Source organism: Rodentibacter sp. JRC1, from assembly GCF_020521555.1.
GTDB lineage: Bacteria > Pseudomonadota > Gammaproteobacteria > Enterobacterales > Pasteurellaceae > Rodentibacter > Rodentibacter abscessus.
Genome location: NZ_BPWA01000001.1, coordinates 870,949 through 885,785 on the forward strand (window position 1 = coordinate 870,949; position 14,837 = coordinate 885,785).

Genomic DNA, 14,837 nt, shown 5'->3' on the forward strand with positions numbered 1-14,837 from the left:
TATTCCTTAAAATGTCAGCAATTTTTCCGCTTGATTCAACTTCATCATCAACGAAGTGCGGTCAATTTTTTCTGCGGATATAATCAAATTCTCTTCCGCTATGCCTGATTTCTCAAGAGAATCTTGGCAAATAAAGCGTTGCTCAATTTCATACAAATCCAGCAACTTGAATGTACGAATAAAATCTTTTTGTAGCAAAAGCGCCGGCTGCTGCCCCTTTAGTAAATTAAAAACGCCATCATTAATAAAAAAGACACCGATATCTTGTTCATCACAAAAAGCCGTTGCCGCAAGCAAAGCATCAAGCCCTTCTCGTGAAACGGATGAGCCATGCGGTGCAGAATGAAATAAAAAAGCGATCTTCATAATGTTATCACCCTATCTGCTTTTAATGTTGCCGCAATAAACTCACCCAATCCTGAAATAATAAAACCTTTAGCCAAATTAAAATGCGCCGCTTGTTTTGCCGTTGCTGCATCCACCACGCCACGACGTTGTGAGGCTGCCACACACAGATGTAAGGGTACGCCATACTTCTGAGAAAACACCTGCCAAGATTGCATTAAATTTACTTCATCATTGGCTGGGTAAACAAAGGCATTACCGTTGCTCCCCCCCTCCTGAAAGAAAAAAATCTGTGTGACGGTATGTCCTTTTTTAATTAGGGCTTCCGCAAATTGATAAGCAAGATAAGCACCTTGCTTACCATAAACCGGACTTTTCACTGCAAGAACATAGTTCATTATTCTTGATCTTGTTTAATTTGACGAATATAGAGATAAACGGTATGGCGAGAAATATTCAAACGTTCCGCCACCAAATTGATCGCATCTTTAATATCAAAAATGCCCTTTTCATATAATGAAGTCACAATTTGGCGATTTTTATTATTATTTGCCAACGTGCGATCTACATTAATTTCTTCAATGGTTTTTTCAATCGTTTGAGAGACCAATTCCTCAACGGAACTCGCAAAATTAACCGAAGAAGTTTCATCACTCTCCACAACAGGCATAAAGGCTTGAATAAATTGAGAAACCGGCGCATCTAAATTTATGTTGATACAAAGCAACCCAATCATTCTCTGATTTTTATTGCGAATGGCGATAGTCACCGATTTCATCAGCACATTGCCTTTCGCCCGAGTAAAATAAGGTTTAGAGACGCTTTCACTTTGCATATTGCGCAATGAACGCAAAGCTAAATCGGTAATGGGTGAACCTACTTGACGATTGGTATTATGACCGTTTGCAATACAAATCGCCGAATGTTCAATATCTTCGAGGGAATGCAAAACGATTTCACAATGCCCGCCAATGAGCGCACTAACCCCATCGACCACGGCTTTGTAAGAATTCAGAATCGTGCGATCTTCATCCGTGAAAATATGCTTATCATATAACATGAATAGGTTCCAAATCTATGCTAAAAATAACCGCACTTTTGTGCCAAAGAAAAAATAATAAAGCACAAACCAAAGCCTGTGCTTTTATCAAATAGATTAATTTTTTACTTTAGGATTTACATCTAACACTTCAACTTCAAAATAAAGGGTAGAATTTGGCGGAATGGAAGCACCGGCACCTTGTTTACCATAGGCTAACTCCGGCGGAAGTACTAATTCGATTTTGCCGCCTTTTTTCACTAATTGAAGGCCTTCCGTCCATCCTTTTACCACTTGATCCAAACGAAATTCCGCAGGTTGCCCACGTTCAACAGAACTATCAAACACTTTGCCGTTCGGTAACTTACCTGTGTAATGTACTTTCACCGTATCCGTAGGTTTAATAACTTCACCTTTCCCGGCTTCAACAACACGATATAACAAGCCTGATTGTGTTGTTTTTACACCTTCTTTTTTCACAAAATCCGCACGATATTTATCGCCTTCATCTTGCGCTTTTTGAGCAATTTCTTTCATTTTTGCCTGCTCACGCGCAATCATTTTCTGTTCAAACTGCTCTAAAGTCTTCGCTAACTCACCGATTTTTTCTTCATTTAATTTACCGCTTAATACATCCGAAACCGCTTTATTGACTTGCGTTTCGTTTAATTTAACCTCGCCTTGTTCCGCCATTAATTTTGCTTGTGTGATCGAATAAGCCGCCAACGCATAAGAAACATCGTCATTAAATTTTTTATCCGTTTTCTCATCAGCCAAAACACTACCGGAAATAACCGCACTTACCATAAACGCAACGAATGATAATTTTTGAATTTTTAACATTTTTATTAATCCTTTATAATAGAGACACGCCGGATAGATTAAATCGGATTTAACCTATTCTCAACTTTTTTTTAAAATTTAGAGAAAAATTATGCAAATTCAACAAGTGTTAGAAAATCGCATTGCCGAACTTGAAACAAAAGTCACATTCCAAGAACAACTTTTAGAGGAATTGAACCAAACATTAGTTCAACAACAATTTGATATGGATAAGATGCAAATGCAATTACGTTACATCGCAAGTAAATTAAAAGACATTCAACCTTCAAATATTGCAAGTCAAGCGGAAGAAACACCGCCACCGCATTACTAATAAATTAACAACAAGGGGAATTTTCGGTTCTTCCCCCGCCTCAAATATTTGTAAAAATCAACCGCACTTTACTGCACGATCATGACACCAATACAGCCCATATCCGCTAACATTAAATTGGATGAGCCGAAAATGAATGGGTAGGTATTCGAAGAAAGTTGGTCAAAGCGCACTAGAATTTGCGTTTTACCTCGCACCCACACCGTATCTTTCCACGCCAATTCACTTTCTTTTGATGCGCCGTTTTCATCGCTTTCAACAATAAACTTTGCACCTTGAATACTAAAACCAACGGGTAAAGAAGCACTCAAAGTCCAGCGTTCTACCGTCCCTTGTCTTGCTACAACGTCCACTCGACGCGGATCAAAACGTTTTTGATTAATCAGCCCGTTGGTGACATCCAACACAAATTCTCGCTCTTGCACTATATGTGCTTTTAGCATAGAAACCGCATCGGTATCAAACTGTATATTCATTTTTTGCGTAAATACGGAAAGTGCCCCTTGAGGGCGCAATTCAAGCACGGTGTTATCCGCCAATTCAGCAGAGGAAGAGAAAACACTTTTAATTTTATCGAAGACACCGCGTTTATGTCCGGCAATGAGCGAAGTGCCATCACCTTCACTTAAATCAATCAAAATTTCCGTACGTTCTCCCGGAGCCAATACAAAAGATTTCACAACCTTGCCTTGTGGAAGAAAGCCTAAATCTTTGGCTATAACGGTTATGTCTTGATCGTTATCCAAACGCAAATCATAAGCTCGCGCTAAAGAGGCATTTACCAAACGCAAACGCACCCAGCCGCGGGGCACATCCAAATAAGGGGCTTCCACCCCATTCACTAACAATCGGTTGCCGACAAAGTGCGGTTGATTTTGTTTGAATAATTGCAAACCATCGCCATTCAATTCCATATCTTGCAGAATTAACGGAATATCATCTACACCGTATTTTCGAGGGAGAGATGATTTTAGGCTTTGTTCATCGTCAATTAACCACATTCCCACTAATCCACGATAAGTTTGATAAGCGGAATTTGCCAATGTTGCAGAACGATACCAACAAGTTGCCGCAGGTTGGTCAATCGGTACAATCGGAGCCCAAGATTCGCCCTTTTTCAGTATGCGTGCCGCACCGCCGAATAATTCACCGGAAGCCTGTAAACCTTGAATGGAAAGCGAAACATGCTGAGGTAACTTATTGTGATAATTCAATTTTGCAAAACTACCTGATTTTATCTTGATTGTCGGGCCTAAATAATTACCGTTAAAGCCCCAAACGCTCACTTGATGCTGACCATCCAACTTATAACCCATCTCTTCCATCGTCAAAATAATCGGGCGACCACGGCGTGCCTCTATTAAAGGCGGTATAACCAACTGAGGGCGAGAAGCTGCCATTAAAGGTATAGGCACAGCCGCAAGTGCGGTCGAAATTACCGTTGTTTTTAATAATTGACGGCGGGAAAGTTTAGGCATTTCGGCTTTCCTTAGAAGTTTTTGCTATTTCCGCGTCTAACTCCGCAATGCGTTTTTCCATCAAATCATGGCAATACGCCGCTAAGTCACGTACCGTTTCTTTCGTGTAGTCGCTTGTATCAATGGGCTGCATCATTTCACAAATGACTTTACCGTTATCCCAACGGTTTAAATTGATTTTATTATGGGTTGTTGAACATACCACCGGAATAATAGGCACACCCGCTGCCACTGCGGCATAAAACGCACCGGTTTTAAAAGGCAATAAACCGCGCCCGCGACTGCGTGTTCCTTCCGGAAACATCCAAATAGAAAGGTTATCTTTATTGATACGTTCTGCTAACTGTGTCATCGTACCGTGTGCTTTAGAACGATTCTCACGATCAAGAAAAATATTACCCGTGACCCAATATAAAATCCCGAAGAAAGGTATCCAAATTAGGCTTTTTTTGCCCACGCTCACCGTGCGTGGCAACACCATATAAGAAATCGTCACCATATCGTAATTATTTTGGTGATTGCCGATATAAATCGCACGTCCAAGATTTTCTTTATTTTCCGGAAAACGATGTTCCACCTGCAATCCGAAAAGCGGATACAAACGCCCGAACCAGCGTGCCATCACCCCTACATTGCTCGGATTTTTAAAGCGAATAAAAGAATAAATTGTGCCAAGCACACAAATGAGAATACAGCAAATCGTTACGATGATAATTCTAGCCAGTTTTAACATATCAATACCTATAATAAAATTTCGCCGAAGTATAGCAAATAAGAGGGAATTTTGTGCTAACCTAGGCAAAAAATTACGGAAATTTTATGAAAAAAACCTATTTCATTTCAGATCTTCACCTCAGTGAAACACAGCCGGAATTAACCGCACTTTTCTTGGATTTTATGCAAAATCTCGCACCAAATGCTGAGCGTGTTTATATTCTTGGTGATTTATTTGATTTTTGGATTGGTGACGATGAGCAATCAAGATTAATCGAAAAAGTAAAACTCGCGATAAAAAACATCACAAAAAAAGGCGTGCTTTGCTATTTTATTCACGGCAATCGAGATTTTTTGATCGGTAAACGTTTCGCCCAAGAAACCGGCATCACACTACTTCCGGATTACCAATTAATCGATCTTTATGGAACGTCAACCCTACTTTGCCACGGTGATACCCTCTGCACGGACGATGTAAAATACCAACGGTTTCGTCAAAAAGTGCATCAAAAATGGCGTCAATGGATTTTCTTGCATTTACCATTAAAAGTGCGGTTAAAAATCGCCGAGAAAATTCGAGCTAAAAGCAAGCGGGACAAAATGAGTAAATCAAGTGAAATAATGGATATCAATCTCCCCTTCACATTAGATACTATGCGGCAATTTCACGCCCCGCTTTTGATTCACGGACATACTCACCGTGAAGCGATTCACCAATATGAAAACAAAAAACGCATTGTACTTGGTGATTGGCGAACCGATTATGCCTCTATATTGGTTGCGGAAGAAAATGGTGAGTGTTACTTTCTGAAGTGATTTCAAAGTGCGGTTGAAAATATGGTTAATTTTTCAATTGCACATTGCTCCATTTACCTTTTTTAATGACTTAGATCTATTATGATAAAGCGACTCATCAATTTGACAAGTAAATTTATTCCGCCAAACCATAGCGCAAACGTTTTCGTTTTTGGCGTTTTCCTTTATAATGGCGCACAATTTTCGTTTCCATTCAAACTCAAAGGAAATCTTTATGTTTCAAATTTTTCGTGGCTCTCCTGCCCTTTCTGAATTCCGTATTAATGGTTTAATGCACAAGTTCCGACAAAATGATGTGCCGGTGCAATCCGTCTATGCCGAATACGTGCATTTTGCGGAACTCAATACGCCACTTTCCGCCGAACAAGAAAGCAAACTTAAAGCCTTACTCCACTATGGACCGACCCTCACAGAACACGAAGCAAAAGGTGAAACTTTCATTGTGATTCCGCGTATCGGTACGATTTCCTCTTGGTCGTCAAAAGCGACTGACATCGCACATAATTGCGGCTTAAAAGAAGTGGCTCGCATTGAGCGGGGATTGGCGTATTATTTCGAATTTAGCCAAAAGTTAGATGAAAAAACACAAGAAAAATTAACCGCACTTTTACACGACAGAATGATGGAAACCGTTATTCGTGATGCAAAAGAGGCGGAAATTTTATTCCGCCATCAAGCGCCAAAACCTTTCACCACGGTGGATATTTTAGGCGGCGGTCGTAAAGCATTAGAAGCGGCGAATATTGAATTGGGTCTCGCATTGGCAGAAGATGAAATGGATTATTTGGTGGAAAATTTCACCGCACTTGGACGCAATCCGAACGATATTGAACTTTATATGTTCGCCCAAGCCAATTCCGAACACTGTCGCCACAAAATCTTTAATGCAGACTGGGTCATTGACGGCGAAAAACAAGATAAATCCCTGTTCAAAATGATCAAAAATACCTTTGAGAAAACCCCCGATTTCGTACTTTCAGCCTATAAAGATAATGCGGCGGTGATGGAAGGCTCAAAAGTCGGTCGCTTCTTTGCCGATCAAGACGGGCAATATCGTTACCACAACGAAGATACCCACATTTTAATGAAAGTCGAAACCCACAACCATCCGACTGCAATTTCTCCATTCCCGGGAGCGGCGACAGGTTCCGGTGGTGAAATTCGTGATGAGGGCGCAACCGGTCGCGGCGCAAAACCAAAAGCAGGCTTAACCGGCTTTTCCGTATCAAATTTAGTGATTCCAAACTTTGAACAACCTTGGGAAAATCCTCTTTCCAAACCGAATCGAATTGCTTCGGCATTAGATATTATGCTCGAAGGCCCACTCGGCGGTGCGGCTTTCAACAATGAATTCGGTCGCCCGGCATTACTCGGTTATTTCCGCACCTACGAAGAGAAAGTAAACAGTTTCAACGGTGAAGAAGTTCGCGGCTACCACAAACCGATTATGTTGGCGGGTGGTATCGGTAATATTCGTGCCGAACACGTGCAAAAAGGTGAAATTCCTGTCGGCGCGAAACTGATCGTATTAGGCGGTCCGGCAATGAATATCGGTTTAGGTGGCGGTGCCGCTTCTTCAATGGACAGCGGCAAATCCAAAGAAGATTTAGATTTCGCCTCGGTTCAACGTGAAAACCCTGAAATGGAACGCCGCTGCCAAGAAGTGATCGACCGCTGTTGGCAACTAGGTGATGACAACCCGATTTTATTCATTCACGATGTGGGCGCCGGCGGTTTATCCAATGCTATGCCGGAATTGGTGCATGATGGTGAACGTGGCGGTAAATTCGATTTACGTTCTATCCTTTGCGATGAAAAAGGAATGTCGCCGCTCGAAATTTGGTGCAATGAATCGCAAGAACGCTATGTACTCGCCGTTGCACCGGAAAAACTTGAATTATTCACCGCACTTTGCGAACGCGAACGTGCGCCCTTTGCAGTAATCGGTGAAGCGACCGAAGAAAAACACTTAACCTTGCATGATAGCCATTTTGGCAATGATCCGATTGATTTGCCTATGAACGTATTACTCGGTAAAACGCCGAAAATGACCCGCAACGTGCAATCAAGTGCGGTCAAAAATTCCCCTGTTTTACAAGACGACATTGAATTAAAAGAAGCCCTTCACCGCGTGTTACGTTTACCTGTCGTAGCTGAAAAAACCTTCTTAATTACTATCGGAGACCGTTCGGTAACCGGTATGGTGGCACGCGATCAAATGGTAGGCCCATGGCAAATTCCCGTATCTGATGTGGCGGTAACCACCGCAAGCCTTGATAGCTATCACGGTGAAGCAATGGCAATGGGAGAACGTGCGCCGGTCGCATTACTTGATTTCGGCGCATCGGCTCGTTTGGCTGTCGCAGAATCCATCACAAACATTGCCGCGACAAATATCGGTGATATTAAACGTATCAAACTTTCTGCAAACTGGATGTCCGCCGCAGGACACGGCGGTGAAGATGCCGGTCTTTACGAAGCGGTGAAAGCCGTGGGCGAAGAACTTTGTCCTGCACTTGGACTTACCATTCCGGTGGGTAAAGATTCGATGTCGATGAAAACCAGCTGGATTGACAATGGCGAGAAGAAAACCGTAACGGCTCCGCTTTCCTTAGTTATCAGTGCATTTGCCCGTGTAGAAGATGTGCGTAAAACAATCACTCCACAACTTCGCACCGATAAAGGAACATCCCGCTTATTATTAATTGATTTAGGCGAAGGAAAAAATCGCCTTGGTGCGACCGCACTTGCTCAAGTTTATAAACAACTCGGTGACAAACCTGCCGATGTCGTGAATGTAAACAGCTTGAAAAATTTCTTCAATGCGATGCAAACCCTTGTCGCAGAAGGTAAATTATTGGCTTACCACGACCGCTCGGACGGCGGTTTAATTGCCACCTTGGCAGAAATGGCGTTTGCCGGTAACTGTGGTGTGGAAGTAGATATTTCGGCACTGGGTGATAACGATCTTGCCGTGTTATTCAATGAGGAATTAGGTGCTGTAATCCAAGTAGCGGAAAACGAACTAAGTTCGGTACGTGAAATCTTAAAAAACCACGATTTATTGTCTCTCACGCACGAAATCGGCACAGCCACTAACGATAATCGAATTGAAATCGCACGCGGCAACAAAAAATTACTCAGTGAAAAACGCTCCGAATTACGTGGTATTTGGGCAGAACTCACTCACCAAATACAACGATTACGTGATAACCCTGAATGTGCCGATCAAGAATTTGAAACGAAAAAAGATCAGGAAAACAAAGGCTTATCCGCATTCTTAACTTACAATCCGAATGAAGATATTGCCGCCCCTTACATCGCCAAAGGAGTGAAACCTAAAGTCGCCGTATTACGTGAACAAGGGGTAAACAGCCACGTAGAAATGGCAGCGGCATTTGACCGCGCCGGCTTTGCGGCGATCGATGTTCATATGAGCGATTTAATGGCTGGTCGTTATCATTTAAACGACTTTAACGCAATGGTTGCTTGTGGCGGCTTCTCTTACGGTGATGTACTCGGTGCGGGTGGCGGTTGGGCAAAATCAATTTTGTTCAACCCACAATTACGCGATCAATTCAGTCAATTCTTCGCCAATGAAAACACCCTTTCATTGGGCGTGTGTAACGGCTGTCAATTTATCTCAACCCTTGCCGAAATTATCCCCGGTGCAGAAAACTGGCCACGTTTCGTTCGCAACAAATCCGAACGTTTTGAGGCACGTGCGGCGATGGTGAAAATCAACGACACCGACTCCTTATGGTTCCAAGGTATGGCAGGTTCACATATGCCGATTGCCGTATCTCACGGAGAAGGGAGAGTAGAATTTAAAACACCGGAAAATTTAACCGCACTTCAAACCCAAAACCTGATTGTGGCACAATACATCGATAGCCGTTTGAACGTTACCGAAACCTATCCGGCAAACCCAAATGGTTCCGTTTTAGGTATTACTGCAATCACGAACGCAGACGGACGCATCGCCGCTATGATGCCACACCCGGAACGCGTATTCCGAGCCGTAAGCAATTCTTGGTATCCGGAAGATTGGAGCGAAGACGGTGCTTGGATGCGGTTGTTTAGAAATGCGAGGGTCGCATTAAAATAGTGATAAATATTATTTATTGTTAAATTCAACTTACTGAAAAAGGGAAAGCCAACATTTAATTGGTTTTCCCTTCTTATTTAGATAACTTATATTCGGTGTAATGGACAAAATCTAACCGTTCTCTAAAAATTTAACCAAAACATCAAGGTTCATTTTCGATACTTCATTGAACCCAGCTATTCTAATTGTAGGCATCGCCCAACTTATGAGAGCAACTCAAAGTGCGGTCACAAATCTTTAAATTTTGAATACCGGCTTGCCAACATTGTCGTGAACATAACAATCGTTCAAAGTGATTGTGTATAATTTTCTGAACGTTTTAATTCACCATTTTCTTTAACTGATACAAATAAGCCAAAGCTTGTTTTGGGCTGAGTTCATCGGGATCGAGTTTTTCAATGGCTTCACGTAAAGCATCATTTTCTTGTTCAAACATTAATTCCCCTTGATTTTGATTGGTTTCACGCAAAGCTTGAATTTGCTGATCCGCCGAATGTCCTGAGATTTTCTCTAGGTGAGTTAATCTTTGTTTTGCCAATTTAATGACGGATTGTGGCACGCCTGCCAATGCCGCCACCGCCAAACCGTAGCTTTTGCTGGCTGCCCCTTCTTGTACCGCATGCATAAAAGCAATGGAGTTGTTATGTTCTAAGGCATCCAAATGCACATTTTTAATGCCTTCAAACTGTTCCGGTAGGGCGGTGAGTTCAAAATAATGCGTGGCAAATAAAGTGAGGGAACGAATTTTTTTCGCCAACCATTCCGCACAGGCCCAAGCAAGAGAAAGCCCGTCATAGGTGGAAGTTCCACGCCCTATTTCATCAATAAGAACAAGGCTTTGAGCCGTAGCTTGATGAAGAATATTTGCCATTTCCGTCATTTCCACCATAAAAGTGGAACGACCGGAGGCGAGATCATCCGAGGCACCGATACGGGTGAAAATGCGATCGATTATGCCGATTCGTGCGCTATCTGCCGGCACAAAACTGCCGATATACGCCATCAGTGTGATCAATGCGGTTTGGCGCATATAAGTGCTTTTTCCCCCCATATTAGGGCCGGTGATAATCAACAGATGGCGATCCGAATTTAATTCAACGGGGTTCGCAATAAACGGTTCTTTTAGAACCTGTTCAACAACAGGATGACGACCGTTCTCAATGCTTACACGAATGTCATCACTGAAAGTCGGCATCACGTAGTTTAAGGTATCGGCACGCTCTGCCAAGTTCACCAATACATCAAGCTCCGACAACGTCAGGCTGGCTAGCTGCAATGCACCTAAATGCGGTAACAATAAATCAAACAATTCATCGTAAAGTTGTTTTTCCAATGCCAATGCCGCTCCTTTCGATTTCAGTACCTTGTCTTCATATTCTTTGAGCTCGGGGATAATATAACGCTCGGCATTTTTCAACGTTTGGCGGCGTACGTAATGAATCGGTGCTTTATGCGCTTGACCTTGGCTGATTTGAATGTAATAACCGTGCACCGCATTAAAGCCGATTTTAAGCGTATCGATTCCCGTACTTTCGCGCTCACGTTTTTCAAGATTTTCAAGATATTGTGTTGCACCGTCAGAAAGGGCCCGCCATTCATCCAATTCACTATTGTAGCCTTCTGCAATCACGCCGCCATCACGAATTAATAAAGGCGGTGTCTCGATAATCGCACGTTGGAGCAGATCGTATTGCTCGCTAAAATCACTAATTTGATTGAAAAGTGCGGTTAAAAACGGGGGTGTTTTTTGTTGAATAATAGAACTTAACTCAGGAATTTGAGCCAATGCGGTGCGCAAACGTGTTAAATCACGCGGACGTGCGGAACGCAATGCAACACGGGCTAAAATACGTTCCATATCCCCGACTTGTTGTAAATAAGGTTGCAATTCACCAACAAGATCAAAGTTAAGAATTTCCGCAATAGTTTGTTGCCGTTGTTGTAATTTTTGCATATTGCGAATAGGTTGATGAATCCAACGTTTCAACAATCGGCTCCCCATTGGGGTAACACATTTATCCAATACGGAAGCCAAGGTATTTTCTGTTCCGCCGGCAAGGTTTTGTGTAAGTTCTAAATTACGGCGTGTTGCCGCATCAAGTTGAACACAGTCTTGATTTTGAATCACACTGATACTTTGAATGTGCGGTAATGCCGTGCGTTGGGTTTCTTTTGCGTATTGCAACAGGCAGCCTGCCGCACTCAAACCAAGCGGTGATTTTTCCACCCCAAAGGCGTGCAAATCTTTTGTTCCAAATTGACGGTTTAACAAGGTGATCGCGGTGCTGAGTTCAAATTCCCAAATAGGTCGGCGACGCAAGCCTTTACAATGTTCAATCGCTGCCATTTCACTGAAATCTTCACAGTAAAGCAGTTCAACCGGCGCAATGCGTTGCAATTCTGCCCGTAAGGTTTCTTTATCTGAAGGCTCACAAAGTTGAAAACGCCCGGAAGTCATATCCAATGTCGCCAAACCGAATTTATCTTTTTCTTGGTACACGGCGGCAATCAGATTATCCTGCCGTTCCGGTAATAAGGCTTCATCACTCACTGTGCCTGGTGTAACAATGCGTACGATTTGACGTTCAACAGGCCCTTTACTTGTAGCAGGATCACCTACTTGTTCACAAATAGCGACAGGTTCCCCCAACTGCACCAATTTCGCCAAATAGCCTTCCACCGCGTGATAAGGCACTCCCGCCATAGGAATTGGTTGCCCTGCCGATTGCCCTCGCTTCGTTAAAGAAATATCCAATAGTGCGGCGGCTTTCTTCGCATCATCATAAAACAGCTCATAGAAATCCCCCATTCGATAAAACAACAAAATATCCGGATTCTCCGCTTTAAGCTTGAGATATTGCTGCATCATTGGGGTGTGTTGAGAAAAATTTTCTTCTGAAATCATTAAGTTACCTGTTTTAGACTAAGAAAATAGACAAAAATATGATGAATAAATGTAGGGTATTTTAGGACTTGAGAAAGAAAAAAGCCAATAGCAATCAAGAACAAATTCAAATTATCCCTTTTCAAAAAATTGAGTTATTTGGTTCATCACTTTTGATCTTAACTCATCCCGTTCAAATAAAATCTCGTGTTTCGCGTTCTGTACCGGTTCACAATGTGCATTGGGGAAAAGTGCGGTCAGTTTTTCTAAAGTTTTGTTATCTACGATTTTTTCTTTTTCCGATTGTAGTATTAACACCGGAATTTCAATACGCGGGAGAACGGTGGGTAATCGCTTAATCGCATTGAGACATAAATGTACCCAACGAAAAGTGGGGCCGCCGAGGTGAAGCTCGGTATATTTTCGATTTATCCGATTCATCCACTTCATTCGGGTTTTACAAAAACTGAGTTCGTTATTCTCTAACTGTGCTGGCTTATAAGCGCCTTTGCCAAAAACATAACGGGTTCCCTGCCCAAGCAAATTCATTGCCGCGACAATGAGTTCATCACGAATCGGATGTTTTAGCGGTACACCGAAAAACGGGGAAGATAATACGACTTTTTCGATGTGATGATCACAATTTGCCAAATAATAGGTAGCAATTAACGAACCAAGAGAATGGGCAAGCAAATGTCGAGTTTGATACTCAAAAAGTGCGGTCGTTTTTTCAATCACTTTTGCCATATCATCGACATAGAAACGAAATTCATCTAAATGCCCTTTTTCCGTATCTTTTAAAAGTCTTCCCGAATAGCCTTGTCCGCGGTGATCAAAAAGCAGAACGTCATAGCCTTGATGATAAAAATCATAGGTAAGCTCCGACCATTTCAACATATTCTCCGCTCTGCCATTAACTAAAACCATCAATTTTCTGACCGCACTTTCGTTGTGTGTGAAATGACGATAGGCAATGTTGATGTTGTTTTTTCCCACTAGAAATTGCGTGGGAAATTGCTCGAAGAAAGGCAAAAGTTCGACTAAGGCAAATTGGGTAAACTTTGGTTCTCGGATCATAAATACTTCAAAAAAATCTCGATAAAATAATATTCGGAGATGAGAAAGGTGCATGAAATTTCGTTTCACACACCCGATGATTTATGCCACCAATTGTTTTAAAATACGGCGAACCGGCTCTGCCGCTCCCCATAATAATTGATCGCCCACAGTGAAAGCCGCCAAATATTCCGATCCCATCGCCAATTTGCGCAAGCGACCGACTGGTACGCTTAATGTACCGGTTACTTTTGCCGGAGTTAATTCGCGCAATGTGGTTTCTTTATCATTTGGAATCACTTTAACCCATTCATTATGTGACGCAATAATTTGCTCAATTTCTTCCAATGGTAAATCTTTTTTCAATTTGATGGTAAATGCTTGGCTGTGGCAACGTAATGCCCCGATACGTACGCACAAACCATCAACAGGAATCGGGTTGTCACTTAAACCCAAAATTTTGTTGGTTTCGGCATAACCTTTCCATTCTTCTTTGGTTTGCCCTGTTTCAGGAAGAAGTTTGTCGATCCAAGGAATGAGACTGCCGCCTAACGACGCACCAAAGTTTTCTGTCGGGAAGCTATCGGAACGCATTTCTGCCGTTACTTTACGTTCAATCTCTAAAATTGAAGAAGCCGGGTTTGCTAATTCCTCTTTCACAGCATCACGTAATAATCCCATTTGTACAAGTAATTCGCGCATATTTTTCGCACCCGCCCCCGAAGCGGCTTGGTAAGTTGCTACAGAGATCCATTCTACTAAGTTTTTCTCAAATAAACCGCCGATTGCCATTAACATTAAACTCACCGTACAGTTACCACCCACGAAAGTTTTTATGCCGTTTTTCAAGCCTTCGGAAATCACGTGCTGATTCACCGGATCTAATACGATAATCGCATCATCTTTCATACGTAATGCAGAGGCTGCATCAATCCAATAACCATCCCAACCGGTAGCTTTTAATTTTGGATAAATTTCATTTGTATAATCACCGCCTTGACAAGTAACAATGATGTCTAATTTTTTTAGTTCTTCAATATCAAAGGCGTTTTTCAATTCACCTGCATCTTTGCCACCGAATACCGGAGCTTTTTGTCCCGCTTGTGATGTGGTGAAGAAAATTGGGTTTATACCCACAAAATCATTTTCCTGCACCATACGATCCATTAATACGGAACCAACCATTCCGCGCCATCCGATAAAACCGACATTTTTCATAAATTTTTCCTTTGTTATGTTGT

12 protein-coding genes are annotated in these 14,837 nt (G+C 42.2%); 3 read left to right on the forward strand and 9 right to left on the reverse strand.

Annotation, left to right across the window (positions count from 1 at the left end; translation table 11 throughout):
- Nucleotides 1-6 precede the first annotated feature (6 nt).
- The 4 genes from tusC to HEMROJRC1_RS03965 all read right to left on the reverse strand — a co-directional run bounded on the left by tusC (nucleotide 7) and on the right by HEMROJRC1_RS03965 (nucleotide 2,227).
- Nucleotides 7-366, reverse strand: a complete 360-nt coding sequence (tusC, locus tag HEMROJRC1_RS03950; protein ID WP_226691717.1) for a sulfurtransferase complex subunit TusC — start codon at nucleotides 364-366, stop codon at nucleotides 7-9.
- Entirely contained in the window at nucleotides 363-743 is a 381-nt protein-coding gene (gene tusD / locus HEMROJRC1_RS03955) for a sulfurtransferase complex subunit TusD (RefSeq protein WP_226691718.1), read from the reverse strand. The genes tusC and tusD overlap by 4 nt, the downstream gene beginning before the upstream one ends.
- A complete protein-coding gene (locus HEMROJRC1_RS03960) occupies nucleotides 743-1,405 on the reverse strand; it encodes a transcriptional regulator (RefSeq protein WP_226691719.1) in 663 nt (220 codons plus the stop codon). The genes tusD and HEMROJRC1_RS03960 overlap by 1 nt, the downstream gene beginning before the upstream one ends.
- 96 nt (nucleotides 1,406-1,501) lie before the next feature.
- Nucleotides 1,502-2,227, reverse strand: coding sequence for an FKBP-type peptidyl-prolyl cis-trans isomerase (locus HEMROJRC1_RS03965; RefSeq protein WP_226691720.1), 726 nt, complete (start codon nucleotides 2,225-2,227; stop codon nucleotides 1,502-1,504).
- A 91-nt stretch (nucleotides 2,228-2,318) separates the two neighbouring features.
- Between HEMROJRC1_RS03965 and HEMROJRC1_RS03970 the strand changes: the two genes are divergently transcribed.
- Nucleotides 2,319-2,540: a SlyX family protein gene (locus HEMROJRC1_RS03970; RefSeq protein WP_226691721.1), complete on the forward strand. Its 222-nt coding sequence runs from the start codon at nucleotides 2,319-2,321 to the stop codon at nucleotides 2,538-2,540.
- 68 nt (nucleotides 2,541-2,608) lie between these two features.
- Here HEMROJRC1_RS03970 and HEMROJRC1_RS03975 read toward each other — a convergent pair whose 3' ends face one another.
- Both HEMROJRC1_RS03975 and HEMROJRC1_RS03980 read right to left on the reverse strand, forming a co-directional pair.
- A complete protein-coding gene (locus HEMROJRC1_RS03975; protein WP_226691722.1) occupies nucleotides 2,609-4,018 on the reverse strand; it encodes a multicopper oxidase domain-containing protein in 1,410 nt (469 codons plus the stop codon).
- Nucleotides 4,011-4,751, reverse strand: coding sequence for a 1-acylglycerol-3-phosphate O-acyltransferase (locus HEMROJRC1_RS03980; protein WP_226691723.1), 741 nt, complete (start codon nucleotides 4,749-4,751; stop codon nucleotides 4,011-4,013). Before HEMROJRC1_RS03980 ends, HEMROJRC1_RS03975 begins: the two co-directional genes overlap by 8 nt.
- Before the next feature lie 86 nt (nucleotides 4,752-4,837).
- Here HEMROJRC1_RS03980 and lpxH point away from each other — a divergent pair, with 86 nt between their 5' ends.
- Nucleotides 4,838-5,548: a UDP-2,3-diacylglucosamine diphosphatase gene (lpxH, locus tag HEMROJRC1_RS03985; protein ID WP_226691724.1), complete on the forward strand. Its 711-nt coding sequence runs from the start codon at nucleotides 4,838-4,840 to the stop codon at nucleotides 5,546-5,548.
- A 214-nt stretch (nucleotides 5,549-5,762) separates the two neighbouring features.
- Entirely contained in the window at nucleotides 5,763-9,656 is a 3,894-nt protein-coding gene (gene purL, locus HEMROJRC1_RS03990; RefSeq protein ID WP_226691725.1) for a phosphoribosylformylglycinamidine synthase, read from the forward strand.
- A gap of 319 nt (nucleotides 9,657-9,975) precedes the next feature.
- Here the strand turns inward: purL and mutS are convergent, their stop codons facing one another.
- The 3 genes from mutS to asd all read right to left on the reverse strand — a co-directional run bounded on the left by mutS (nucleotide 9,976) and on the right by asd (nucleotide 14,814).
- Entirely contained in the window at nucleotides 9,976-12,561 is a 2,586-nt protein-coding gene (gene mutS, locus HEMROJRC1_RS03995; protein ID WP_226691726.1) for a DNA mismatch repair protein MutS, read from the reverse strand.
- 111 nt (nucleotides 12,562-12,672) lie between these two features.
- On the reverse strand, nucleotides 12,673-13,617 hold the full coding sequence (locus tag HEMROJRC1_RS04000; RefSeq protein WP_226691727.1) for an alpha/beta fold hydrolase: 945 nt from the start codon (nucleotides 13,615-13,617) through the stop codon (nucleotides 12,673-12,675).
- 81 nt (nucleotides 13,618-13,698) lie between these two features.
- Complete coding sequence (gene asd / locus HEMROJRC1_RS04005) at nucleotides 13,699-14,814, reverse strand: aspartate-semialdehyde dehydrogenase (RefSeq protein WP_226691728.1); 1,116 nt, start codon at nucleotides 14,812-14,814, stop codon at nucleotides 13,699-13,701.
- Between the last annotated feature and the right edge of the window lie 23 nt (nucleotides 14,815-14,837).